The following is a 23,899-nucleotide window of genomic DNA, read 5'->3' as shown; positions in this document are numbered from 1 at the left end:
CTGAAGCACAGGCCCGCCAGGGCCTGCTCAGGGGCGCGGGGAACTGCGCGGCCGGCTACAGCACGCCCGCGCCACCTACGAACCAGGGCTCTTCAGGGGCGGAACCGGCCACAACGCACCCGCAGGCAGCGCGCCCGCAGACGACCACGCGCCGTGCGGTGCTCAGGGCTCGCGCAGGGCCTTCGCCAGGGGGCCCTCACCGGCCACCGCCACCCGATGCGCGCGTATCGCGTCGAGGAGCGTCAACTCCCCCCGCCCCAGCAACGTACACGTCTCCGTGTCGAGCGACAGCCGCGCGTCGGGCGTCACGGGCGCGGGCCCCTCGCCGTACACCGGCCCGCCCCCGCCCCCGTCCCCGACGTGGACATAGAACTCGCCCTCGCCCAGGCGCACTTGGACGACCCCCTCGCCGAACCCCTCCAACGCCCTCAGCAACGGCAGCGCGAACCAGTGCGCACGCACCGCGTCCGTGGGCCGCCGCTCCGCCAGCAGCGGCGCCCCCCACTCCCCCAGCGCCTGCAGCACGGGCAGCAACTCACGCCCACGGACGGTGAGTTCGTACACGTACACCGCACCCGGCGGCGGCATCCGCCGACGGGTCGTCAGGCCGTCCCGCTCCATGTCCTTGAGCCGCGAGGCGAGCACATCCGTGCTCACCCCGGGCAGGTCGGCGTGCAGGTCGGTGTAGCGGCGCGGACCGGCCAGCAGCTCGCGGACGATCAGGAGGGTCCAGCGGTCACCGACGGCGTCGAGCGCCCGGGCAGCGGAACAGTACTGGTCGTAGCTTCGGCGAGGTGACATGCGACGCAGTCTAGACAACTTGTTGGACTTTCCAAGCGAGAACTTGGTAAAACCAAGCAACACCACAACCTGGAGGTGCGCACCGCATGGAGTTCCGGCAGTCGAGCAAGCTCAGCGAGGTCTGTTACGAGATCCGGGGCCCGGTCATCGAGCACGCGAACGCCCTGGAGGAGGCAGGCCACAGCGTGCTGCGCCTCAACACGGGCAACCCCGCGGCCTTCGGCTTCGAGGCCCCGGCGGAGATCCTCCAGGACATGATCCGGATGCTCCCGCAGGCACACGGCTACACGGACTCGCGCGGCATCCTCTCGGCCCGCCGCGCCGTGGCGCAGCGCTACCAGGAGCGGGGCATCGAAGTCGGCGTGGACGACGTCTTCCTGGGCAACGGCGTCTCCGAACTCGTCTCGATGGCCGTCCAGGCCCTCCTGGAGGACGGCGACGAAGTCCTCATCCCCGCCCCGGACTTCCCGCTCTGGACGGCGGTGACGACCCTCGCGGGCGGCAAGGCCGTGCACTACCTGTGCGACGAACAGGCCGACTGGTACCCGGACCTGGACGACATGGCATCGAAGATCACGGACCGCACGAAGGCCGTCGTCATCATCAACCCGAACAACCCCACCGGCGCGGTCTACCCCAAGGAGGTCGTCGAGGGCATCCTCGACCTGGCCCGCCGGCACGGTCTGATGGTGTTCGCGGACGAGATCTACGATCAGATCCTGTACGACGACGCCGTGCACCACACGGCCGCCGCGCTCGCTCCCGACCTGGTGGTCCTCACCTTCTGCGGCCTGTCGAAGACGTACCGCGTGGCGGGTTTCCGCTCCGGCTGGCTGGTCGTGACCGGGCCGCGCCAGCACGCGAAGAGCTACCTGGAGGGCCTCACCATGCTGGCCTCCATGCGGCTGTGCGCCAACGCGCCGGCGCAGTACGCCATCCAGGCCGCGCTCGGCGGCCGGCAGTCCATCCACGAACTCACCGCGCCCGGTGGCCGGTTGCGGGAGCAGCGGGACATCGCGTGGGAGAGGCTGAACGAGATCCCCGGGGTCTCCTGTGTGAAACCCAAGGGCGCGCTGTACGCGTTCGCGCGGCTCGACCCCTCGGTCCACAAGATCCACGACGACGAGAAGTTCGTGCTCGACCTGCTGCTGCGCGAGAAGATCCAGGTGGTCCAGGGCACCGGTTTCAACTGGCCGCGCCCCGACCACTTTCGCATCCTCACCCTCCCGTACGCCGACGACCTCGACGCGGCGATCAGCAGGATCGGCCGGTTCCTGAGCGGCTACCGGCAGTAGGGGCGGCGCGTAGGCAGGGATATCCCCTCCGGGGGGGGTGGCAGGCACTGGCGAGTACGTCGGCGGGGATGTCAGACCTGGGTCGTAACGTTCGTCTCGGGAGGGATCCGCCAGGGCCCGCTGTGACCCGCCATGACCCGCCAGGGAAGGAGCACCCATGACCCGACCGCCGACCGCTCCGCAACGCCGCGTCATCGACGCCGCCGACCCCGTGACCGGGCACCTGAAGGGTACGGAGAGCCAGCTGGCGTCGCTGGTGAGGCACGGCCTGGCCTTCCGGCACCCGCGTCCGCCCCACGACCACTTCCTCACACCGGCGGGGCACCGGATACGCGAGGAGCCGGCCTCCGCGGGGGCGGAGCCCGCCCGGGTATCCGCTCCCGCCGCTGCCGCCACTTCCGCCGGTTCGGCCGGTTCGGCGTCGGGCGTGTTCACCGCGCGCGTGGGCGGCGAGGAGGCCGCCGACGCCGGTCCCGCACGCGCACGCGAGGTGCGCAGCGCCTGGCAGGGGTTGCTGGAGATGCGGCGCATGACCAACACGGGGGGTGCCGTGGACCGGCCGTGCGCGTGGGAACGTACGCACCTGGTGCAGGCCGCCGCTCTCGCGCTGGAGGCGGCGGGGCTTCGGCCGGGAGTGGGTCCCGATACCGGCGCCGCGGGGTACCGGGTGCGGGCGACGCCGCAGCCGGAGGCTGTCGCCGTGTACGAGCCGGGGGCGGTGGCGCTGCGGGAGTGCGCGGGGGCGTTGGAGAAGGCCGGGTGGCAGGCCGGGGAGCACGCAGAGCCGCGCACGGGGGTGCGCTATCTGCTGGCTTCGCCTCGGCGGTCGTGACGGTCGGGGGCGGCTGGGGGTTCTCCCGCCCCCGCCGCCCCTACCCGTTCCCGTCCACGACTCGGGGGCTCCGCCCCGAACCCCCGGTCCTCAAACGCCGGACGAGCTACCAGATAGCCCGTCCGGCGTTTGAGGACGAGCGCGCAGCGCGACAGGGGGCGAGGGGGCGCAGCCCCCATGCAGTGACGGGAAGGGTAGGGGCGGCGGGGGCGGAGAAGCGCTTGACGGGTATACGTCACTCTCAATCTCTGGTAGGAAACTTTCCTAACAGTACGGAAGAGCGACTCCCACCCCCACCGGAGGTCCCGTGCACACCCCCCACACCCCCACCAGCTCCTCCCGCCGAACCATCCTCGCGATGATCGGCGCATCCCTGCTCGCAGGCCCCGCCCTCACCGCCACCCCAGCCGTCGCCGCCTCCCCCGGCCTCGACGACCCGGCGAAGAAGGAGATCGCCATGAAGCTGGTCTCCAGCGCGGAGAACTCCTCGCTGGACTGGAAGGCGCAGTACCAGTACATCGAGGACATCGGCGACGGCCGCGGCTACACCGCGGGCATCATCGGATTCTGCTCGGGCACGCACGACATGCTCGACCTCGTCGAGCTGTACACCCGGCGCAAGCCCGACAACCCCCTTGCCGGATACCTGCCCGCACTGCGCCGCGTCGACGGCTCCGACTCGCACGAGGGGCTGGACCCCGGCTACCCGGACGCCTGGCGCCGGGCGGCCCAGGACCAGGTCTTCAAGCAGGCCCAGAACGACGAGCGGGACCGCGTCTACTTCAACCCGGCGGTCCAGCGCGGCAAGGCGGACGGCATCGGCACGCTCGGCCAGTTCACGTACTACGACGCCATCGTCATGCACGGCAACGGCGGCGACAGTACGAGCTTCGGCAGCATCCGCAACCGGGCGCTGGGCCGGGCCAGGCCCCCGGCCCAGGGCGGCGACGAGGTCACGTACCTCAACGCCTTCCTCGACGCCCGCGTGTGGGCGATGAAGCAGGAGGAGGCCCACTCGGACACCAGCCGCGTGGACACCGCCCAGCGGGTCTTCCTCAGGAACCGGAACCTCGACCTCAACCCGCCGCTGGACTGGCAGGTCTACGGCGACAGCTTCCACATCGGCTGAGGAGCCCAAGAAGCCCTAGGAACCCTGGGAACCCTGGGAACCCTGGGAACCCTGGGAACCGGGCCGGTGGCCGCTCGCTCGTCGACCGTAGGTCAGCGGGCGGCCACCGGCTCCGGCCCCGCACCCGAACCCGGTCCCGGCTCCATCGGTGCCGTCACCTCGTCGCACTCGCGGCTTCCGCCCAGGTGGTTGAAGACCAGGTTCAGAGCGACGGCGGCCACGCACCCGGTCGAGATCCCCGAGTCCAGGATGATCTTCGCGGTCTCCGGGAACGCGTGGTAGAACTCCGGCGCGGTGATCGGGATGATGCCGACGGCCAGCGAGACCGCCACGATCAGCACGTTGTTGTCCTTCTCCAGGCCCGCCTTGACGAGGGTCTGGATGCCGCTCGCGGCCACCGAGCCGAACAGCACCACGCCCGCCCCGCCGAGCACGGGACGCGGGACCACGGCTATCAGCGACGCGGCCATGGGGCACAGGCCCATCAGGACGAGGAAGCCGCCGCCCGTGGCCACGACGTACCGGCTGCGGATCCGGGTCATCGCGACCAGGCCGATGTTCTGGGCGAAGGCGCTGCACATGAAACCGTTGAACAGAGGGCTCACGGCCGAGCCCAGGGTGTCGGCCCGCAGTCCCGCCGCGATGGTCCTCTCATCGGCCGGCCTGCCGACTATCTCCCCCAACGCCAGCATGTCCGCGGTCGATTCGGTCATCGAGACGACCATCACCACGCACAGCGAGACGATCGCGGCGACCTGGAACTGCGGCGCTCCGAAGTGGAACGGCGTAGGAAAGCCGACGACCGCCGCGTCGGCCACCGGCGCGAAGTCGGTGACGCCGAACGGGATCGCGACGAACGTGCCGGCGACCAGGCCGAGCAGGACGGCGATCTGTTTGACGAAGCCGCGGGTGAAGCGGCGCAGCAGCAGGACGATGAGCAGGGTCGCGCCGGCCAGGCCCAGGTTGGTGGTGGAGCCGTAGTCGTGCGCGGCCGGGTCGGGGCCCTGGGCCCAGCCGAAGGCGACCGGCATCAGGGAGATGCCTATGAGGGTGATGACCGTGCCGGTGACGACGGGCGGGAAGAAGCGGACGGCCTTGCTGAAGAACGGGGCGGCGAGGAAGCCGAGTACGCCCGCCACGATGACCGCGCCGAAGATGACCGGCAGCGCGTCGCGCTTGTCGTCGGTGGAGTTGACGACCGCGATCATCGGAGCCACTCCGGCGAAGGTGACGCCGTTGACGAAGGGCAGGCGGGCGCCGATCTTCCAGATGCCGAGGGTCTGCAGGAAGGTGGCGAGTCCGGCGGTGAACAGACAGGCGCCGGTGAGGAAGGTCAGTTCGGTCGCGGTCAGGCCCACGGCGGCGCCGACGATCAGAGGCGGGGCGACGACTCCGGCGTACATGGCGGCCACGTGCTGCAGACCGCTGGTCGCCATCTTCAGGGCGGGGAGTTTCTCGTCAACCGGGTGCTTTTTCGGGCCGGTTGCGCTTACGTCCGTACTGCTGGGCACGTGCTGGGCAGCCACGGCGGCTCCTCCGGTCGGGTACACGTCGGCGTTGACGTGGGTGTCAGGGAGGTCTTGTTTCCTGGCAGGACTGCCGGCAGGACTTCGGTCAGGACTTTCCGGCAGGTCTTTCTGACGGGTCTTTCTGACGGGTCTTCCTGGCAGGACGGGGTCCGTCACGGAGGGGGCGTGGCGGGACGGTGGGACGGTGGGAAACCGTCTCCGGGGCGCGGGCAGTTCGTGCGCGCGCCCCGGAGACGGTCACCGTGGGCCCTGTTCGGGTCCACGGTCACCGGCCGAGGGCCGTCCCCCTCGGCCGGAGATCTGGGCGGGGCGCGGTCAGGCCCCCGCGGCGATCCGCGCGAGGCGCCGGGCCTCGTCCCGCGTGGAGCGGGCGACGGCGTCCTCGTCGACGTGCAGCAGCCGGCCGTTCTCGACGATCTGCTCACCGTTCACGAAGGAGGCGGTGACCGGCGCCGCGGCGCCGAGGACGAGTGCGGTGACCGGGTCGGCGATCGACGCGTGGGCCAGGGTGTCCAGCTTCCACAGCACCAGGTCGGCGAGCTTGCCCGGCTCCAGGGAGCCGATCTCCGGTGCCCGGCCGAGGACTTGGGCTCCACCGTACGTTCCGAGGCGCAGCGCCTGACGGGCGGTCAGGGCGGCCTCGCGGTGGGCACCGAGGCGGTTGATGAGCAGCGCGTTGCGCAGTTCGGTGTGCAGTTCGCCGGACTCGTTGGACGCCGTGCCGTCGACCCCGAGGCCGACCGGGACGCCGGCCGCGAGCATGTCGGGCACCCGCGCGATCCCGGCCGCCAGCCGGGCGTTGGAGGAGGGGCAGTGGGCCACTCCCGTCCTCGTACGGGCGAAGGCGGCGATGTCGGAGTCGTTCATATGAACGCAGTGGGCCATCCACACGTCCTCGCCGAGCCAGCCGGTCGACTCGAAGTAGTCGGTCGGGCCCATGCCGAACAGTTCCTTGCAGAACTGCTCCTCCTCGACCGTCTCCGAGCCGTGGGTGTGCAGCCGCACTCCCTTGCGCCGGGCCAACTCGGCTCCCTGCCGCATGAGTTCGGTCGACACGGAGAAGGGCGAGCAGGGCGCGACCGCCACCTGGGTCATGGCGCCGAAGGAGGCGTCGTGGTGTTCGTCGACGGTCGCCTCGGTGGCGGCGAGGGCGCCTTCGAGGGTTTCGACGGCGAAGTCGGGCGGCAGTCCGCCGTCCTTCTCGCTGCGGTCCATGGACCCGCGGGCCAGGGTGAAGCGGACGCCCGTCTCCCGTGCGGCGCGGATGATCGAGCCGGACAGGTCGCCCGAGCCCTTGGGGAACACGTAGTGGTGGTCCATGGCGGTGGTGACTCCGCCGCGGGCCATCATGCCGAGGGAGCCCTGGGCCGCCGCGTACGTCATGCGCTCGTCGATGCGCGCCCAGGTCGGGTACAGGGCGACGAGCCAGTCGAAGAGGTTGTGGTCCGTGGCGAGGCCGCGGGTGATCCACTGGTAGAAGTGGTGATGGGTGTTGACCAGGCCCGGGGTGACGAGGTGGCCGGTCGCGTCGATCCGGCGTACGACGTTCTCCAGTCCCTCGGGGGCCTGGCCGGCGCCCAGCGACTCGATGCGGTCGCCCGCCAGGACCAGGTGGCCCGACGGGTACTCGGTGTCGTCGGCGTCCACGGTCGCGATCGAGCAGTTCTCGATGACGATCCGCCGGTCTGCTGCCATGGTTCGTCCTTCTGCCGTGCCGAAAAGGGTTGCTGGTGACGGGAGTTGCCCACCGGGGCAGGTGCCTCAGAGGTTGCTGAGGTCCACCGGGATGAGCGCCTCGGAGCCGTCCCGCAGGATCGTCGCCTCGATCAGGCCGTACGGCCGGTCGGCCGCGAAGTAGACCTCGTTGTCGTTCTTGAGGCCGAACGGCTCCAGGTCGACGAGGAAGTGGTGCTTGTTCGGCAGCGAGAAGCGGACCTCGTCGATCTCGTCGCGGTGCTCGATGATCCGCGCGCCCATCTGGTACAGGGTCTGCTGCAGCGAGAGCGAGTACGTCTGCGCGAAGGCCTGGAGCATGTGCCCGCGCACCTGTGCGTAGGACTCCTCCCAGTCGGGCATCGGCTGCCCGTCGTCGGTCCAGTCGAACCGCCAGCGGGCGGACACCTCGGTGGCGAGGATGCGGTCGTACGCCTCCTGCAGCGTCGTGTACTTGTCCTTGACGTAGCCCCAGAACTCGGAGTTCGTCGAGTTCAGGACGACCAGGTCCTTGAGGCCGGATATGACCTGCCACGAGGAGCCGTCGTACGTGATCTGCGTGACGCGGGTCTCCTGGCCCTTGCGGGCGAAGGAGTGCCCGCCCTGCGGGGCGCCGGCGGCCGGGGAGTCCGCCTCCGGGGCCCCGATGCGCTCCCAGGAGTACTCCTCGATACGGATCCGGGCGGTGCGGATCGGCTCCTGCGAGGTCACGAAGTGCCGGGCGAGGTGGATGCCGAACTGCTCGGCGGACTCGATGCCGTGCTCCTTGGCGAAGGCGTACACCGTGTTCTTGGTGGTGTCCGTCGGCAGGACGTTCGCGTTGGAGCCCGAGTAGTGGACCTCCTCCATGTCACCGCTGAGGGCGACGGAGACGTTCAGGTCCTTGATGTGGTGCGTGGCGCCGTCCCGGGTGATCCTGACGACGCGGTTCTCGGCCTTGCCGTACTGGTTCTGGGCCAGGACCGCCGGACGGGCCGAACGGGAAGGGGTGGTCATGTCTGCTAGCTCCCTCGGTATACGGAGTAGCCGAACGGGTTGAGCAGCAGCGGTACGTGATAGTGCTCCCCCGGGCTGACGGCGAACGTGATCGCCACCTCGGGGAAGAACACCTGTGGGGCACCGCTGTCCCGGTTCGCGGGGGCGTCCTGCTGCGCCTCGGCCTGATTCTGCTCGGGGTGATTCTGCTCGGGCTGGTCGCTCACGTACGTGTCGCTCGCGGCCTTCTTCTCGAAGTACGCCTCGACGGCGAAGTCGAGCCGTACGTGGGTGGTGCCCTCCGGCAGGGCCGGCAGGTCCTTGCACCGGCCGTCCGCGTCGGTCGCGGAGCCGCCGAGTTCCTGCCACCGCGCGTCCCGGCCGCTGCGGGCCGCGAGCCGGACGGCGACGCCCGCGGCGGGGCGGCCGACGCTGGTGTCCAGGATGTGCGTGGACACGGAGGCGACAGGCGCGGCGGGAGTGACGGAGTCGGTGGTCCCGGTGGTCATGCGGATGCGTCCTCTTCGACGAGTGGGGCGAGCCGGATGCGGTTGATCCTGCCCAGCTCGGTGCGCACGATCTCGCGCTCCTGTGCGGGCGTGTTGCCGATGCGCCTCCTGAGCGCGTCACGCATCTGTTCGCCGGTGAGGCCGGTCGCGCAGATCAGGAAGACATGGCCGAACCGCTCCTGGTACGCCAGGTTCAGTTCCAGCATCTCCGCCTTCAGCTCGTCGGAGGCGCCCGCCATGCCCCGCTGTTCGCGGGAGGAGGTCGGGTCGCCCGGCTTCGGGCGGCCGATCGGCGGGTGGCCGGCCATCGCCTCCGCCAGGTCGGCGTCGCTCAGGTCGGCCATGGCGGCGTCGCTGCGCGCGAAGAGGTCGTCGCCGGTGGCGTACGGGCGGCCGGTGAGCAGCCTGTGCGCCCAGGCCGTCGAGGCGCACAGTTCGTGGAGGGCGGCGCGGGCCGCGGGTTCCTCCAGGGTGTTGAACCGGGCGAGGCCGCCGGGTGTCGTCGTACTCGAAGTCACGGGAAGCCTCCGTGGCCTTGTGCTGGACGGGCTGCGGTCAGCTAACGCCCTCGGAAACACCACGTCAACACTTTGTTGAAAAAACCAGGTAACGAAGACGTGATCAGCCAAGGCCTCCTGGCGCGCCGACGCACGGACACACTGACGCACTGACGCACTGACGCACTGCCGCGCTCAGACGTCCTTCTCGCGGTTCAGGTAGTTGTAGACGGTGAACCGCGAGACGCCCAGCGCACCCGCCACCGTCTCCACGCCGTGCCGTACGGAGAAGGCTCCGCGCGCCTCAAGGGTCCGCACGACCTCCTGCTTGGCCTTGCGGTCCAGCTCGGCGAGGGGCTTGCCGCGCTTGCGTTCCAGGGCGGCCAGGATGTGGTCCAGCGAGTCGGCGAGCTGCGGCAGGCGGACGGCCACGACCTCCACGCCCTCCCAGGAGAGCACCACGTCGTCGGGTCCGGCCTCGTCGGCGGGGAGCATCTCGGCACCCATGGCGTCGACCAGCGGCTTGACGGCCGACACGAAGGGATCGTCCGCGGACCGGGTCACCTGCCCTCCTCCCCGATCACGTTGAGCTGCAGCGTCACCCGGGTGGCGCCCGCGTCCAGGGCTTTGCGCAGCAGCGCGTCGACCGCGGTGAGCACCGGATCCGCCCCGCCCTCGGCGGTGTTGCCGAAGGGGCCGACGTCGACCGAGTCCAGTTCGGCCGCCTCGATGACCTCACGGGCGACCAGCGCGTGCGGCGGCGCCTCGTCGAGGTCGAAGGGTTCGGTGGTGAACTCCACTCGCAATCGCACTGTGCCCCCATGGCATCGCGTTCGGTCCGTGTCTGCGACGGCCCAGGCCCGGCCGACCAGAAGGCGACCCTAGCCCACCCGCCCCCCTTGACAAGGTCGTCCCGCGACGGCAGCATTTCCATCAAGCAGAAAAAATCTTCCATAATGCGGAACTAATCATACGAGCCCGGCCACACGGACCTACTCGTCACGGAAGGGAGCGCCGACCCATATGCCCGGTTTCTCGACGGATGCGGCCGCAGAGCAGCGCTTCAACGTCAACCTGTCGATCCTCTTCACCGAGCTGCCGCTCCTGGAGCGCCCCGCGGCAGCCGCCGCGGCGGGTTTCACCGCGGTCGAGCTCTGGTGGCCCTGGACCGACACCCCCACCCCGCCGCGCGCGGAGCTCGACGCCCTGAAGAAGGCGATCGAGGACGCGGACGTACAGCTGACGGGCCTCAACTTCTACGCCGGACAGCTGCCGGGCCCGGACCGCGGCGCGCTCTCACTTCCAGGCCCCGAGTCCGAGCGGTTCCGCGCGAACATCGACGTGGCCGCGGACTTCGCGCACTCGCTGGGCTGCACGGCTCTCAACGCGCTGTACGGCAACCGCGTCGAGGGCGTGGACCCGGCCGAGCAGGACGAACTCGCCCTGGAGAACCTCGTACTGGCGGCCCGCGCGGCCGACCGCGTCGGCGCGGTGCTGCTGATCGAGACGCTCAACAAGCCGGAGTCGCCGCTCTATCCGCTGGTGAGCGCCGAGGCCGGGATCGCCGTCGTCGACCGGGTCAACGAGGCGACGGGACTCGGCAACGCCCGCTTCCTCATGGACCTCTACCACCTGTCCATGAACGGCGAGGACCTGCCGTCGGTGATCGAGCGGTACGCCGCCAGGACCGGCCACGTCCAGATCGCCGACAACCCGGGCCGTGGCGCGCCCGGCACCGGCTCGCTCCCGCTGGCGGAGCTGCTCGGCCTGCTGCGCAAGCAGGGGTACGAGGGCTGGGTCGGGCTGGAGTACAAGCCGGGTGACCGGCCGAGCGCCGACTCCTTCGACTGGCTGCCGCACGAGGCCCGCGCCGCCCGCGCCGCCCACATCGACCGCGCCGACCGCGTCACTGACTGAGCGGCAACTTCCGTACACAGCAGGGCCATTGACGTAACACAGCATGCAGAGAGGCATCCTCACCATGAGCAACCCTGCCGACAGTTCCCACGCGTCCCGTCCGGCGATCGCCTGGATCGGCCTCGGCATCATGGGCTCCCCCATGTCGGAGAACCTGATCAAGGCCGGTTACGACGTCACCGGGTTCACCCTGGAGCAGGACAAGCTGGACCGGCTGACCGCCGCGGGCGGCACCGCGGCCGGTTCGATAGCCGAGGCCGTACGGGACGCCGACGTCGTGATCACGATGGTGCCCGCCTCCCCGCAGGTCGAGGCCATCGCGTACGGGCCCGACGGCATCCTCGCGCACGCCCGGTCCGGCGCCCTCCTGATCGACATGTCCTCCATCACCCCGCAGACCTCCGTGGACCTGGCCGAGGCGGCCAAGGCCAAGGGCATCCGGGTCCTGGACGCCCCGGTGTCCGGCGGCGAGGCCGGCGCGGTCGAGGCCGTGCTGTCCATCATGGTCGGCGGCGACCGGGCCGACTTCGACCGGGCCGAGCCGATCTTCGAAGCGCTCGGCAGGACCATCGTGCTGTGCGGTCCGCACGGCTCCGGCCAGACCGTGAAGGCCGCGAACCAGCTGATCGTCGCCGTGAACATCCAGGCGTGCGCCGAGGCCGTGGTCTTCCTCGAGAAGTCCGGCGTCGACCTGGAGGCGGCCCTGGATGTGCTGAACGGCGGCCTCGCCGGCTCGACCGTGCTGACCCGCAAGAAGGACAACTTCCTGAACCGCGACTTCGAGCCGGGCTTCCGGATCGACCTGCACCACAAGGACATGGGCATCGTCACGGACGCCGCCCGCAACGTCGGTGCCGCGCTGCCCGTCGGCGCCGTGGTCGCCCAACTCGTCGCGTCCCTGCGCGCCCAGGGCGACGGCGGCCTGGACCACTCCGCGCTGCTGCGCGCGGTCGAGCGCCTCTCCGGCGCGCGGGTCTGACCGCCCGCCCCCACAGACCCGGGCGGCGCCGGCGCTGACACCTGTCCTGTCGCGCCCAAGCGGCGGCGCCGCCCGGTACCACCGACTCACAAGCCGCGCCCGAGGCCTGACGGGAGGTCATGTCACGGGCGCACCGCCCGCGAGGACCGTGGACCCGGATGAGGGGTAGTCCACGGAACGAGCGGGCCGGGCGAGGGCCGCGGCGGTGTGCACGCCAGTGCGGTGGTGAAGGTCCCGAAGCCCCCTTCTCGACATGAGGGGAGGGAGCCTTCGGAACCGTCGCACCGCCGCGGTCCCGGCCGAGAACCGAAGAGCGCGAGCGCCGAGTACGGAGAGTCCCGTACTCGGCGCTCTTCGCTGTCCGTACGCGGATGGACGTACGCCGGTGGACGTACGCCGGTGAGCGTACGCCCGCTACGGAACCCTCAAATCAACCTCTGAACATGGCCCCTGAGGCTTCAACTCACCGCCGCGTTGGGCACATCCTCAGCACATGGGGCCCGCCGGCACGGGGGCGGCGGGCCCCCGTGCAAGGTGGAGTACGGGGGAAAGCACGGGGGTGCCGGGTTCGGTTCGGGTCACCGCGGGGGCGGCCGGGACCGAGTACGGCACGAGGGCCCCGTCCTGAGTCATCAGGACGGGGCCCTCGGCTTGTCGGTGCGGGTGTCGGGGTCGAGGTGGTCGAGGCGGGTCAGACCTTCTGGAGGGGCGGGTCAGACCTTCAGGGGCCTGATGGACGTGGGCGCGTGACCCGGCTCGGTCGCGATCTCCTCGAACTCCACGACGTTGCCGATGTCGTTGGTCGTGGACATCGAGATGTTGGTGACACGCTCCAGGATCGCCTCGACGACCACCGGCACCTGGAACTCCGCGGCCAGCTTCTTCGCCTGCTCGAAGGCGGCGCCCAGCTCGCCCGGGTCGGTCACCCGGATCGCATTGCAGCCGAGCCCTTCGACGACCTTGACGTGGTCGACCCCGTACACGCCCAGCTCGGGAGAGTTGATGTTCTCAAACTCGAGGTTGACCTGGAAGTCGATGTCGAAGCCGCGCTGGGCCTGCCGGATGAGGCCCAGGTAGGCGTTGTTCACCAGCACATGGACGTACGGGATGCGGTGCTGGGCGCCGACGGCCAGTTCCTCGATCATGAACTGGAAGTCGTAGTCCCCGGAGAGCGCGACCACCTGCGCCCCGGGATCGGCCTTGGCGACGCCGAGCGCGGCCGGGACGGTCCAGCCGAGGGGGCCGGCCTGACCGCAGTTGATCCAGTGCCGGGGCCGGTAGACGTGCAGCATCTGCGCGCCCGCGATCTGGGAGAGGCCGATGGTGGTGACGTACCGCGTCTCCGGGCCGAAGGCCTTGTTCATCTCCTCGTAGACGCGCTGCGGTTTGATGGGGACGTCGTCGAAGTGCGTACGCCGCTGGAGTGACGCCTTCTTCTCCTGGGCGGCCCGGGCCCACGCGGACCGGTCCGGCAGCCCGCCCTCGGCCTTCAACTCCCCTGCCACCGCCACGAACAGCTCCAGGGCGGCCTTCGCGTCGGACGCGATGCCGAAGTCCGGGGCGAAGATCTTGCCGATCTGGGTGGGCTCGATGTCGACGTGCACGAACTTCCGGCCGGCGGTGTAGACGTCCAGTTTGCCGGTGTGGCGGTTGGCCCAGCGGTTGCCGATGCCGAGGACGAAGTCGGACTCCAGGAAGGTCGCGTTGCCGTAGCGGTGCGAGGTCTGCAGGCCGACCATGCCGGCGTTCAGCTCGTGGTCGTCGGGGAGGATGCCCCAGCCCATGAGCGTGGGGACGACCGGGATGCCGGTCAACTCTGCGAACTCCACGAGCAGTTCGCAGGCGTCGGCGTTGATGATGCCGCCGCCCGCGACGATCAGCGGCCGTTCGGACGCGTTCAGGAGCGCGAGCGCCTTCTCGACCTGGGCACGGGTCGCGGCGGGCTTGTAGACCGGCAGCGGTTCGTACGTCTCCGGGTCGAACTCGATCTCGGTGAGCTGGACGTCGATGGGCAGGTCGATGAGGACGGGGCCGGGGCGGGCCGAGCGCATCAGGTGGAAGGCCTGCTGGAAGACGCCCGGGACCTGGGCGGCCTCCAGCACGGTGACCGCCATCTTGGCGACGGGCTTGGCGATCGAGGCGATGTCGACGGCCTGGAAGTCCTCTTTGTGGATCACGGCGGTCGGGGCCTGTCCCGTGACGCACAGGATCGGGATGGAGTCGCCGGTCGCGGAGTACAGACCGGTGATCATGTCGGTGCCGGCGGGTCCCGACGTCCCGACGCAGACGCCGATGTTGCCTGGCGCGGTACGGGTGTAGCCCTCCGCCATGTGGGCGGCGCCCTCGACATGGCGGGCCAGGGTGTGGCCGATGCCGCCGGAGGCCTTGAGCGCCGCGTAGAAGGGGTTGATCGCCGCGCCCGGGACACCGAACGCGTTGGTGACGCCCTCGCGCTTGAGGATTTCGACTGCCGCGCGGGCAGCGGTCATACGAGCCATTGCGTACTCCTGCTTCGGCTGTCGGATTCGGGCTCCCGTCGCGCCCCGCGGGAAGCTTCAAATTCCGCATTATGGAAACTAAATTCTACTATCTGGAAGCAATGTAGGTGGGAGGGGGGAGGGCGTCAAGGGGCGCGAGGCGGGGTCGCGCGCGCGGCGAAACGTGGGTCGTCCGATCGATTCGCTGCCGGAGGGCGGCGTTCCGGAGGACGATGGAGGTTCAGCTCTTCCGCGGTTCGGTGTCACGTGTTCTGGAGTGAGTCATGGCCGAGAGCGTGCCGGTGACGTGTCCGGCCTGTCGGCGCGAGCATGTCTATGCGGCGCCGACGTATCCGTGCGCGTGCGGCGCGCCGGTCACTCCCGTGCTGGACTCGGGGGCGGTGCCCGAGTCCGTCACGCACCACACGTGGGACGAGGGCTGGGTGACGATCCCCTGCGCAACCTGCGGGCGCGCGGACCAGTGGCCCCGCCCGGAACTGGGCTGCCCGTGCGGCACGGTACTCCGAGTCCCGGTAACGGGGCCCGACACCACCCGCCCCGCGTCCGGCCCGCTCGGGTCCGGCCCGCTCGGCTCCGGCTCGCCTGACTCCGGCCTGCTCGGGTCTGGCCCAACGGAGTCCGGGTCGGCGTCCGGTTCGCCCGGGTCCGGCCCACCCGACTCCGGTCCCCGCGAGTCCGGTTCGTCCGGGTCCGATGAGCCAGGCGTCGCCGTGTCCGGCCCGGAGGCCGCCGACCTCGAAGCCGCTGGCGTCGACGCGTCCGGCCTCGACACACACGGACGCGCTGAGACCACGCGCGGCGAGACAGGGCATGGCGGGACAGAGGCCGATGCAACCGGCGCGCGTCCGGGCGCCGCCCCCGACGCACCCGCCTCCGGCACAGACGACCTCACCGGACCGCGCGGCGCGGCGCGGCCGGACGGTCCACCCATGCCGGACGGCTCGGGCGGACCGGCCCGTCCGGGTGGTCCAGACAGCTCGGGCCGCTCAGACAGGCCGCGCGGGGCGGACGGACGAGGCGGGCCGGACGAGGCGGACGCCTCCGGCAGGCCGGACGGTTCGGCTGGGGCCGACGGTTCGGGGCGGCCGGGGATCGGGCGGGGCGCGGCCTCCGAGGGGGCCGCGGGGCGGCGGCTTCCCGCTGCCGTCTCGCTGCCCCTCCCCCGCGCCGAACCCACCCCACGCCCCGCCTTCCAGCCGGTGACCATCCGTACCGCGCGGGACGCGGTGACCGCCGCCGCGCTGTATCTGCGCTGGCTCGGCTACCGGGACATCCGGCGGGCCGACCAGCGACCCCCCTCCGGCATCGGGCTCGCGGCCCGCGGAATCGTCGCCCAGGTGGACCCGACCGTCCGCCCCGCCTCCCGGCGGGACGTGGAGTGCCTGTGGCTGACGGCGATGACGGAGTCCTCCCGCTGCGTCTACTTCTCGCTGGCCGGTTACGAGAACGACGCCCGCGCCCGCGCCGACTCACTGGGCGTACCCCTGTTCGTACTGGACCTCACCGGCACCCCCCAGCCCGCGAACAGCCTCGCCGACGATCTCGTCGCGACCGGCGCGTGAACGCTCCAACTGCGCGCAGCGGTCGCATACTTGGCCCCATGACCGTCAGAGCGGCCACCTCCGCCGACCTCCCGCTGCTCCAGGACATCGAACGGGCCGCGGGCGAGCCGTTCCGCATCTTCGGCATGCCGGAGATCGCCGACGACGAACCGCCCGCGCTCGACGTCCTGGAGCGATTCCGCAAGGCGGGCCACGCCTGGGTCGCCGAGGACACCACGGGCCGCCTCGTCGCGTACCTGGTCGGTGAGCCCCTGGACGGCGCCTTCCACATCGAGCAGGTCTCCGTCCACCCGGACGCCGCGCACCAGGGCGTGGGCCGGACCCTGATCGCCTACGCCGCCGAGCGCGCGCTGGAGCAGGGCCTGACCCGACTCACGCTCACCACCTTCTCCGAGGTCCCCTGGAACGCGCCCTACTACGAGCGGCTCGGCTTCCGCGTCCTGCCGGAGGCCGACCTCACCCCGGGACTGCGCAGAGTCCGCGCCGGGGAGGCCGAGCAGGGCCTCGACCGCCGGCCCGGGTGTGCATGTACCTGCCGATGGAGCAGCCCGGCCGGCGCGCCTGACGCACGTGACACACCTGACGCACCTAGGGCGTGCGGTGGTGGACGTCGAAGCCCTCGTCCATGTCCGGGGCGTCGGGCACGTCCGGCACTCCCCTGGATCCCGGGGACCGGGCCGCCACCACCCCCGCCGTCGGCCCGGCGGCCAGTTGCGCCTGGAGCCGGAGATGGCGGAACTCGAAGCCCGCCCCCGACTGGCGCAGCACACCCCGTTGGTGCGCCTCGTCCAGGAACGCCATGAGCCGCCAAGGCAGTTGACCGGTCACCGCCAGCCAGCTGCGCGCGACGAGGAAGCGTCCCCAGGCGCTCAACGCCAGCGCCGCCGTGCCCAGCGGCAACCACAGTTGCGTACCCAGATGCACCAGGCCGCCCCAGTCGCCGGGCGTCGCCACGACGGGCACGCAGACACAGGCCACGAGCAGGGCCACCATCCCGCCCCGGGTCAGGGACGCGGTCCGGTCGGTGCGCAGAGAGAGACCGGGGCTCGCCGCGCGCATCAGGTCCGACGGCACGCTGAGCGCCCGGTAGACCCCGCACACGCAGCCGCCCACCACACCGACCAGCAGGCCCGCGACGAGCACCGGCGGCAGATCCCGGACCAGTACGCCCGTCGCCGGCCCCTGGGTCAGCCAGTCCCGGCCCTTGTCCGGCAGGACCGACCGCAGGTTCGTCGGATGGACGGCCGTCGTACGGGGACCGGCACCCGAGGTGATGCGCGCGACAACGTCACCGTCCCGCGACTCGAAGACCGTCCGCCGGGACACGAAGTCCACGCACCGGCGCCGGGGCAGCAGGGGCATCGTGCAGTTCGGCGGCCGGGCCGCTCCGGCGTAGGCCACCGGACGCGCGCCGTCCCCCGGCAGCAGCAGACCGCCCCGCAGGGTCCGTTCCGTGGCGGCGCTGCGCACGCCGGCCCGCTCGGAGAAGGACCAGCCGTCGATCTCCCGGTCCCTCAGATCCGCCGCCGTACGGGACTTGAGCGCGGTCACGCCCACCGCCGCGAACCCTCCCGCGGTGCAGGAGGCGATCCCGATCAGCATCGCCGCGGCGGTTCCCCGGACCGTGCCCGTCACGAACCGGCGGACGATCCGTCCCGCACGCGGGGTGTGCGCCCCCTCCTGGCCGCCCCGGCTCGTTCCGCTCGCCATGAGGGCGGTGCCCGCCACCGCGCAGGTGGTGCCGAGCAGCACGGTCCACGGGTTGCCTTCCCGGCCCAGCAGGGCCACGCCCGCCGTGACCGTTCCGGCCGCCGCCAGCGCGGCCCCGCCCAGCCGGGCCGCCACCCTGCTCATGACCCCGCTCCAGGGCAGTCCGAGCGGGGTCGGGCGGCGGGTCAGTCCCGCGATGCCGAGGAACAGTGTGAACAACTGCGAGAACAGGAATCCGGCGAGCAGATCCGGCATCCAGCCGTCGGTGACCCCGCCGAAGCGGAACCCGAAGCGCAGATCGTCGAAGTACGCGTAGCCCGCCCACACCAGCGCGCTCACCCCGGTGGTGATGAGCGCCTGCCGTCGCCGGAACCGCCGGTCCGGGCCGTCCGTCTCCCCGCGTCCCCGCGGCTCCCCTCGTCCCCCTCGCCCCCCTCGGCCCCGTCGTCCGGACGGCAGCAGGTAGCGGACCCCGAACGCGAACCCCAGGGTCTGGCCGACGAGCACGGCGACCAGGGACAGCACGTCCTCCAGACCGACCAGATCGTCGGCCGCGCGGGCCAGGGTCACCGGCACCAGGAGTAAGGACAGTACGGCGAGGGCCAGCAGGCCCGGCGCGTACAGCGCGAGGGTCCGTGGCGCCAGCGACTCCAGCTCCCACCAGGCCAGCCGGCCCGTGCCACGGCGGTGCAGCCCCCGGGCCAGCACGGTGAGCCGCCGGGTGGCCTCGGCGGCGGCTCTCGGCCCGGCGTCCGCGAACGCCGCGGGTACGAACGCCTCCAGGAGGTGCTCCTCCACCGCCGCCACCGTGGGGAAGCGCCGTGCGTCGAGCAGCGGGGCGGGGTCGCGGGAGGTGTCGCCGTAGACCGTGCGGGCCAGGGCGACCATCAGGGGTGTGGTGAGCGCCTTGGCGAGCGGCAGGTCGGGGCGTTCCGCCAGTTTCCGCAGCACCGGGGTCCACACGGTGTGGGGGACGCCGTCCGCCGTCGCCCGCAACGGCCGCGCCGAACGCTCCAGATGCGTCCCGGCCCGTACGAGGTCCAGGGGCCGCAGCTCCACCACCTCGGCGCCGGTGAGTACGTCGCCCTCGTCCACCGCGGCGGCCCAGGCGTCGCCGCGGCTGGTCAGCAGCAGGGGCGCGCCCGGGTCGAGTTCGGCGTTGATCCGGCGTACGGCCGTCGCGCGGGCGGGGCGGGGCAGTTCGTCGAAGCCGTCGAGGACCGGTGCCACCAGGCCCGTGTCGACCAGGACGCGGGCCAGGGTGCGCCGGTCGTCCGCCTGGGCGGCCAGCGGCCGGTAGTCGGCGGCGAGCCGGGCCGCGAGCCAGTCGCGCAGCGGTGTGCGCAGGGGGTCCCAGGAGGCGAGCGGGAGGATCACCGGGACCGGTCCGCCCTCCCGGCGGGCCGCGAGCCGGTCGAGGACGTACCGCATGGCCAGCACGCTCTTGCCCGAGCCTGGCTCGCCCAGGACCACGACGCGGGGGCCCGGCGGGGCGGAGGCGGGGGCGGGGCCCGCGGTGGCCGGGTCCGCGATCACCGGGTCCGCGGTGGCCGGGTCCGCGGTGGCCGGGTCCGCGGGGCCCCGGGCGTCGCCGCCCGCGCGGGGGCGGGGCAGCGCGGCGCCGGGTGGGATGTTGTACGGATGGTCGGCCAGGCGGCGGTCCGCGAGGGTCCAGTCCACCTCCAGCGGCGCCGGGTCCTGGAGGCGTCGCAGCCGTGCCTCGGCGGCCCACTGTTCCCGTACGGCCTCGGCGAGTTCCTCGACGGCGCGGCGCCGGTGCGGCCCGGCGCCGTCCGGGCGCGCGGTGGTGTCGCCGCGCAGGACGTCGGCCATCAGCGCCGCGACCGACATGAAGGCGCCGAGCGCCGTCAGCAGGACGCCGGCGGTGGCGGAGTCCTGCCACCAGAAGCGCAGGATCGCGGCCAGCGCCGCGAGTGCCACCGCGCATACGGCGAACCACATGCGTCTGCGCGCGTGCGCGCTGTGCAATCGGACTCGCATCCCCACCGCTCCCCCGTCGAACCCCGTTGGACTCGTCAGCCCCGCCGAACCCGTCGAACCCGTCGAACCTGTTCGGTCGTGTGACTGCCGAAAGGACCCGTTCTAGTCCTCATCGCGTCAGCAAACCGGCTGTTCGAGACACGTGTGAGTGAGCGCGTGGGGGTGTTCGGGGGGCGGGTGGGAGTGCGCTGCGCTGCTCGGTGCAGGGGTCAGGGGCATAGGCGGTGGGCATGGGCCCTTGCGGATGCGCGTCGCTTGGGGTGATTGCGCCGTTCCCCGCGCCCCTTGGGGAGTGGAGCTCGACCGGGCCTGGAAACGTGCAGGCATGTCTTGGTTGCCCGCGCCGTTCCCCGCGCCCCTTAGGGGATGGGGCTGAACCGGGACCGGGAACGTGCGGGTACGTCTTGGGTGCCCGCGCCGTTCCCCGCGCCCCTTGGGGAGTGGGGCTCGACCGGGCCTGGAAACGTGCGGGTACGTCATGGGTGCCCGCGCCGTTCCCCGCGCCCCTATCGGGGCTGGGGTCAGTGGTCCTGGTGGGGTTGTTGGCGGAGTTCGATCTTGCGTACCTTGCCCGATACCGTCATCGGGAACGACTCCATGACGCGCAGGCGGGTGGGTGTCTTGTAGTGGGCCAGGCGGTCCTCGCAGAAGGAGCGCAGTTCGTCGAGCGTCGGCGGGTCCTCGGGGTCGCGCGGGATGACGCAGGCCAGCACCTCCTCGCCGTACCGCTCGTGCGCCACGCCGACCACCTGCACGTCGGCGATCTTCGGGTGCCCGTACAGGAACTCCTCGATCTCACGCGGGTAGATGTTCTCGCCGCCCCGGATGATCATGTCCTTGATCCGGCCGACGATCTGCACGTATCCGTCGTCGAGCATCACCGCCAGGTCCCCGGTGTGCATCCACCGCCCCGCGTCGACGGCCTCGGCGGTCCTCTCCGGCTCGTCCCAGTAGCCGAGCATCACGCTGTAGCCCCGCGTGCACAGCTCGCCCGCGGAGCCGCGCGGCAGGGTCACCCCCGTCGCCGGGTCGACCACCTTGACCTCGATGTGCGGCAGGACGCGCCCGACCGTGCCGGTGCGGTGCTCCAGGTCGTCGTCCCGGCGCGTCTGGAGGGACACGGGCGAGGTCTCGGTCATGCCGTAGCAGATGGACACCTCCGCCATGTGCATCTCGGAGACCACCCGCTTCATCACCTCGACCGGGCAGGGCGAACCCGCCATGATCCCGGTCCGCAGGGAGGAGAGGTCGTACTCCGCGAAGTCCGGGAGGTTCAGCTCCGCGATGAACATCGTCGGTACGCCGTACAGCGCGGTGCAGCGCTCCTGCTGCACCGCCCGGAGCGTCGCCGCGGGCTCGAAGGAGGGCGCCGGGATCACGATGCAGGCGCCGTGCGAAGTGGCTGCCAGATTGCCCATGACCATGCCGAAGCAGTGGTAGAACGGCACCGGTACGCAGATACGGTCCCGCTCGGTGCAGGCGATCGCCTCGCCCACGAAGTAGCCGTTGTTGAGGATGTTGTGGTGGGAGAGGGTGGCCCCCTTGGGGAACCCGGTCGTGCCCGACGTGTACTGGATGTTGATGGGGTCGTCACAGGACAACTCACGTGCCAGCGAAGGAAGTTGTGCGCTCAGCTCCGGTGTGGCGCGGTCCAGCAGCGCGTCCCAGGTCGGGTCCCCGACGTACACGGCCTCCCGCAACTCCGGGCAGGCGCCGCGCACTTGGCTGACCATCGCCCGGTAGTCGCTCGTCCGGTGGCTGAGGGAGGCGAACAGCAGCGAGACGCCCGCCTGCTTGAGGACGTACTCGACCTCGTGGGTGCGGTACGCCGGGTTGATGTTCACCATGACCGCGCCGATGCGCGCGGTGGCGTACTGGACGAGCACCCACTCGGGGCAGTTGACCGCCCAGATGCCCACCCGGTCGCCCTTGGCGACGCCGCTCGCGAGCAGCGCGCACGCCAGCCGGTCGACGTCCGCGGCGAAGCGGGCGTACGTCCAGCGCCGCCCCGAGGGCAGGTCGACGAGCACCTCGCGGTCCGGCCAACGGCGCACCGCCCGGTCGAGGCTGACCCCGATCGTGTCCCCGAGCAGGCCGGTGCCGCTCACCCCGTGCGCGTACGAAAGCTGTGTGCGCGTCTGTAGCCCTGTGCCCGTCTGCTCGGTCACCGGTTCGGTCACCGGGTCCGTCACCGGGTCCGTCATCGGAAGTCCTCCTCGCGGTACTCGGCGTCGGACCCCGCCGCCGTGGCCTCGCGCAGCTCGATGCGCCGGATCTTCCCGGACACGGTCTTGGGCAGCTCGCCGAACTCCAGCCTGCGGATGCGCTTGTACGGGGCGAGGACCGTGCGCGAGTGCTCGAAGAGCACCTTCGCGGTGTCCGGACCCGGCTCCCAGCCCTCGGCCGGCACGATGTACGCCTTCGGGACCGCGAGCCGCAGTGCGTCCGGCGCCGGCACGACGGCGGCCTCCGCGACGGCCTCGTGCTCCAGGAGTGCGCTCTCCAGCTCGAAGGGACTGATCTTGTAGTCGCTGGCCTTGAACACGTCGTCGCTGCGGCCCACGTAGGTGACGTAGCCGTCGGCGTCGCGCGAGCCGATGTCCCCGGTGCGGTAGTAGCCGTCCGCCATCGCCTCGGCCGTGCGGTCGGGGTCGCCGTGGTAGCCGGTCATCACGCCCACGGGGCGCGCGGACAGGTCGAGCGCGATCTCGCCCTCGGCCGCGCCCGGGGCGCCCGTCACCGGGTCGAGGAGTTCGACGCGGTAGCCGGGGCTCGGTCGGCCCATCGACCCCGTCTTCAGCGGTTGACCGGGGCTGTTGGACACCTGGACGGCCGTCTCGGTCTGCCCGAAACCGTCCCTGATCGTGACGCCCCAGGCCCTGCGCACCTGCTCGATGACCTCGGGGTTGAGCGGTTCGCCGGCGGCGACGACCTCGCGCGGCGGCGTACGCAGCCGGCTCAGGTCGGCCTGGATGAGCATGCGCCACACGGTGGGCGGCGCGCAGAACGTCGTCACGCCGACCCGCTCGATCTCCGCCATCAGCCGGCCCGCGTCGAAGCGCGTGTAGTGGTGGATGAAGACGGTCGCCTCCGCGTTCCAGGGGGCGAAGAGGTTCGACCAGGCGTGCTTGGCCCAGCCGGGCGAGGCGATGTTCAGATGCACGTCACCGGGCTTGAGACCGATCCAGTACATGGTCGCGAGGTGGCCGACGGGGTACGAGACATGGGTGTGCTCGACGAGTTTGGGGCGGGCGGTGGTGCCCGAGGTGAAGTAGAGCATCAGCGGGTCGTCCGCCCGGGTCGGAGCGTCCGGCGTGAAGGGCTCGAAGCCGCGGCCGTGGACCTCCTCGTAGGCGTGCCAGCCCGCGCGTCCCCCTCCGCCACCGCCCACGCCCTTGCCCTCGCCACCACTGTCGACCGTTCCGACGGCGATACGTGTGTAGTCCCCGGGCACCTCCTCGAACTTCGCCGTGTCCTCGGCGCGCACGATGACGTGCCGGACCCGGCCCCGTTCGACGCGGTCGCGCAGGTCGGCCGGGCCCAGCAGCGGGGTGGCGGGGATGACCACGGCACGCAGTTTCATCGCGGCCAGCGCGGTCTCCCACAGCTCGGCCTGGTTGCCGAGCATGACCAGGATGCGGTCACCGGCGCGGACCCCCAGCTCGCGCAGCCAGACCGCGACCCGGTCGGAGCGCATGGACAGCTCGGCGAAGGACAGCTCGGTCTCGCAGCCGTCCTCCTCGACGATGTGCAGCGCGGTCCGGTAGTTGCCGGCCGCGATGACGTCGAACCAGTCGAGTGCCCAGTTGAAGTACTCCGGGCGGGGCCAGGAGAAGCCCTCGTAGGCTCCCGTGTAGTCCTCGCGGTGCGCCAGCAGGAAGTCCCGGGCCGCGCGGAAGCTCTCCGTGGGCGTGGGCGTGGGCTGGGCCGGCGTCGTCGGCGGCGTCGTCAT

Annotated in this window: 18 protein-coding genes and 1 pseudogene; 7 read left to right on the top strand and 12 right to left on the bottom strand. The window is 71.5% G+C overall.

Annotated elements, in window-relative coordinates; all coding sequences use genetic code 11:
- Positions 1 to 162: 162 nt before the first annotated feature.
- Complete coding sequence (locus tag K3769_RS32130; protein ID WP_267029759.1) at positions 163 to 801, bottom strand: winged helix-turn-helix transcriptional regulator; 639 nt, start codon at positions 799 to 801, stop codon at positions 163 to 165.
- A gap of 86 nt (positions 802 to 887) precedes the next feature.
- Between K3769_RS32130 and K3769_RS32125 the strand changes: the two genes are divergently transcribed.
- The 3 genes from K3769_RS32125 (at position 888) to K3769_RS32115 (ending at position 4,057) form a co-directional block, all read left to right on the top strand.
- Entirely contained in the window at positions 888 to 2,096 is a 1,209-nt protein-coding gene (locus K3769_RS32125; protein ID WP_267029758.1) for a pyridoxal phosphate-dependent aminotransferase, read from the top strand.
- A gap of 157 nt (positions 2,097 to 2,253) precedes the next feature.
- Complete coding sequence (locus tag K3769_RS32120) at positions 2,254 to 2,928, top strand: hypothetical protein (protein ID WP_267029757.1); 675 nt, start codon at positions 2,254 to 2,256, stop codon at positions 2,926 to 2,928.
- 358 nt (positions 2,929 to 3,286) lie between these two features.
- A complete protein-coding gene (locus K3769_RS32115; protein WP_267029756.1) occupies positions 3,287 to 4,057 on the top strand; it encodes a chitosanase in 771 nt (256 codons plus the stop codon).
- Between the two features lie 92 nt (positions 4,058 to 4,149).
- On the opposite strand, the gene K3769_RS32110 is transcribed toward K3769_RS32115, so the two are convergent.
- From K3769_RS32110 to K3769_RS32080, 7 genes are all read right to left on the bottom strand, one after another.
- Positions 4,150 to 5,583: a nucleobase:cation symporter-2 family protein gene (locus K3769_RS32110; protein WP_267029755.1), complete on the bottom strand. Its 1,434-nt coding sequence runs from the start codon at positions 5,581 to 5,583 to the stop codon at positions 4,150 to 4,152.
- A 318-nt stretch (positions 5,584 to 5,901) separates the two neighbouring features.
- Positions 5,902 to 7,281, bottom strand: coding sequence for an 8-oxoguanine deaminase (locus tag K3769_RS32105; protein ID WP_267029754.1), 1,380 nt, complete (start codon positions 7,279 to 7,281; stop codon positions 5,902 to 5,904).
- A gap of 66 nt (positions 7,282 to 7,347) precedes the next feature.
- A complete protein-coding gene (gene pucL / locus K3769_RS32100) occupies positions 7,348 to 8,295 on the bottom strand; it encodes a factor-independent urate hydroxylase (protein ID WP_267029753.1) in 948 nt (315 codons plus the stop codon).
- A gap of 5 nt (positions 8,296 to 8,300) precedes the next feature.
- Positions 8,301 to 8,783 (bottom strand): hydroxyisourate hydrolase, encoded by a 483-nt coding sequence (locus tag K3769_RS32095; RefSeq protein WP_267029752.1) that lies wholly within the window; start codon positions 8,781 to 8,783, stop codon positions 8,301 to 8,303.
- Complete coding sequence (gene uraD, locus K3769_RS32090; RefSeq protein ID WP_267029751.1) at positions 8,780 to 9,301, bottom strand: 2-oxo-4-hydroxy-4-carboxy-5-ureidoimidazoline decarboxylase; 522 nt, start codon at positions 9,299 to 9,301, stop codon at positions 8,780 to 8,782. The genes K3769_RS32095 and uraD overlap by 4 nt, the downstream gene beginning before the upstream one ends.
- A gap of 174 nt (positions 9,302 to 9,475) precedes the next feature.
- Positions 9,476 to 9,787 (bottom strand): helix-turn-helix domain-containing protein, encoded by a 312-nt coding sequence (locus K3769_RS32085; RefSeq protein WP_282567249.1) that lies wholly within the window; start codon positions 9,785 to 9,787, stop codon positions 9,476 to 9,478.
- Positions 9,788 to 9,840: 53 nt separating this feature from the next.
- Positions 9,841 to 10,092 (bottom strand): hypothetical protein, encoded by a 252-nt coding sequence (locus tag K3769_RS32080; RefSeq protein WP_267029749.1) that lies wholly within the window; start codon positions 10,090 to 10,092, stop codon positions 9,841 to 9,843.
- 211 nt (positions 10,093 to 10,303) lie between these two features.
- Between K3769_RS32080 and K3769_RS32075 the strand changes: the two genes are divergently transcribed.
- Together K3769_RS32075 and K3769_RS32070 are read left to right on the top strand one after the other, a co-directional pair.
- Positions 10,304 to 11,197 carry a TIM barrel protein gene (locus K3769_RS32075; RefSeq protein ID WP_267029748.1) on the top strand — a complete coding sequence of 298 codons (894 nt, stop codon included), beginning with the start codon at positions 10,304 to 10,306 and terminating at the stop codon, positions 11,195 to 11,197.
- A 64-nt stretch (positions 11,198 to 11,261) separates the two neighbouring features.
- A complete protein-coding gene (locus K3769_RS32070) occupies positions 11,262 to 12,176 on the top strand; it encodes a 2-hydroxy-3-oxopropionate reductase (protein WP_267029747.1) in 915 nt (304 codons plus the stop codon).
- A gap of 713 nt (positions 12,177 to 12,889) precedes the next feature.
- Here the strand turns inward: K3769_RS32070 and gcl are convergent.
- Complete coding sequence (gcl, locus tag K3769_RS32065; protein ID WP_267029746.1) at positions 12,890 to 14,674, bottom strand: glyoxylate carboligase; 1,785 nt, start codon at positions 14,672 to 14,674, stop codon at positions 12,890 to 12,892.
- Between the two features lie 929 nt (positions 14,675 to 15,603).
- Here gcl and K3769_RS32055 point away from each other — a divergent pair.
- Positions 15,604 to 16,236 carry a hypothetical protein gene (locus K3769_RS32055; protein WP_267031623.1) on the top strand — a complete coding sequence of 211 codons (633 nt, stop codon included), beginning with the start codon at positions 15,604 to 15,606 and terminating at the stop codon, positions 16,234 to 16,236.
- Between the two features lie 38 nt (positions 16,237 to 16,274).
- Positions 16,275 to 16,619, top strand: a pseudogene (locus tag K3769_RS32050) (GNAT family N-acetyltransferase); the annotation flags it as partial.
- A gap of 205 nt (positions 16,620 to 16,824) precedes the next feature.
- Here the strand turns inward: K3769_RS32050 and K3769_RS32045 are convergent.
- From K3769_RS32045 to K3769_RS32035, 3 genes are all read right to left on the bottom strand, one after another.
- Positions 16,825 to 19,947: an NACHT domain-containing protein gene (locus tag K3769_RS32045; RefSeq protein WP_267029745.1), complete on the bottom strand. Its 3,123-nt coding sequence runs from the start codon at positions 19,945 to 19,947 to the stop codon at positions 16,825 to 16,827.
- Positions 19,948 to 20,468: 521 nt separating this feature from the next.
- On the bottom strand, positions 20,469 to 22,151 hold the full coding sequence (locus tag K3769_RS32040; protein ID WP_267029744.1) for an AMP-binding protein: 1,683 nt from the start codon (positions 22,149 to 22,151) through the stop codon (positions 20,469 to 20,471).
- Positions 22,148 to 23,899: an AMP-binding protein gene (locus K3769_RS32035; protein WP_267029743.1), complete on the bottom strand. Its 1,752-nt coding sequence runs from the start codon at positions 23,897 to 23,899 to the stop codon at positions 22,148 to 22,150. Before K3769_RS32035 ends, K3769_RS32040 begins: the two co-directional genes overlap by 4 nt.

The sequence above is a fragment of the Streptomyces ortus genome, from assembly GCF_026341275.1.
GTDB classification, from domain to species: Bacteria; Actinomycetota; Actinomycetes; order Streptomycetales; family Streptomycetaceae; genus Streptomyces; species Streptomyces ortus.
This window is presented reverse-complemented; position numbering and strand designations above follow the sequence as displayed.

Excerpts from the sequence above, each read along its gene's own strand:
- K3769_RS32130 (WP_267029759.1), bottom strand. The coding sequence starts at position 801 with ATGTCACCTCGCCGAAGCTACGACCAGTACTGTTCCGCTGCCCGGGCG.
- K3769_RS32125 (WP_267029758.1), top strand. The coding sequence starts at position 888 with ATGGAGTTCCGGCAGTCGAGCAAGCTCAGCGAGGTCTGTTACGAGATC.
- K3769_RS32120 (WP_267029757.1), top strand. The coding sequence starts at position 2,254 with ATGACCCGACCGCCGACCGCTCCGCAACGCCGCGTCATCGACGCCGCC.
- K3769_RS32115 (WP_267029756.1), top strand. The coding sequence starts at position 3,287 with ATGATCGGCGCATCCCTGCTCGCAGGCCCCGCCCTCACCGCCACCCCA.
- K3769_RS32105 (WP_267029754.1), bottom strand. The coding sequence starts at position 7,281 with ATGGCAGCAGACCGGCGGATCGTCATCGAGAACTGCTCGATCGCGACC.
- pucL (WP_267029753.1), bottom strand. The coding sequence starts at position 8,295 with ATGACCACCCCTTCCCGTTCGGCCCGTCCGGCGGTCCTGGCCCAGAAC.
- K3769_RS32095 (WP_267029752.1), bottom strand. The coding sequence starts at position 8,783 with ATGACCACCGGGACCACCGACTCCGTCACTCCCGCCGCGCCTGTCGCC.
- K3769_RS32085 (WP_282567249.1), bottom strand. The coding sequence starts at position 9,787 with ATGGGTGCCGAGATGCTCCCCGCCGACGAGGCCGGACCCGACGACGTG.
- K3769_RS32075 (WP_267029748.1), top strand. The coding sequence starts at position 10,304 with ATGCCCGGTTTCTCGACGGATGCGGCCGCAGAGCAGCGCTTCAACGTC.
- K3769_RS32070 (WP_267029747.1), top strand. The coding sequence starts at position 11,262 with ATGAGCAACCCTGCCGACAGTTCCCACGCGTCCCGTCCGGCGATCGCC.
- gcl (WP_267029746.1), bottom strand. The coding sequence starts at position 14,674 with ATGGCTCGTATGACCGCTGCCCGCGCGGCAGTCGAAATCCTCAAGCGC.
- K3769_RS32055 (WP_267031623.1), top strand. The coding sequence starts at position 15,604 with ATGCCGGACGGCTCGGGCGGACCGGCCCGTCCGGGTGGTCCAGACAGC.
- K3769_RS32045 (WP_267029745.1), bottom strand. The coding sequence starts at position 19,947 with ATGCGAGTCCGATTGCACAGCGCGCACGCGCGCAGACGCATGTGGTTC.
- K3769_RS32040 (WP_267029744.1), bottom strand. The coding sequence starts at position 22,151 with ATGACGGACCCGGTGACGGACCCGGTGACCGAACCGGTGACCGAGCAG.
- K3769_RS32035 (WP_267029743.1), bottom strand. The coding sequence starts at position 23,899 with ATGACGACGCCGCCGACGACGCCGGCCCAGCCCACGCCCACGCCCACG.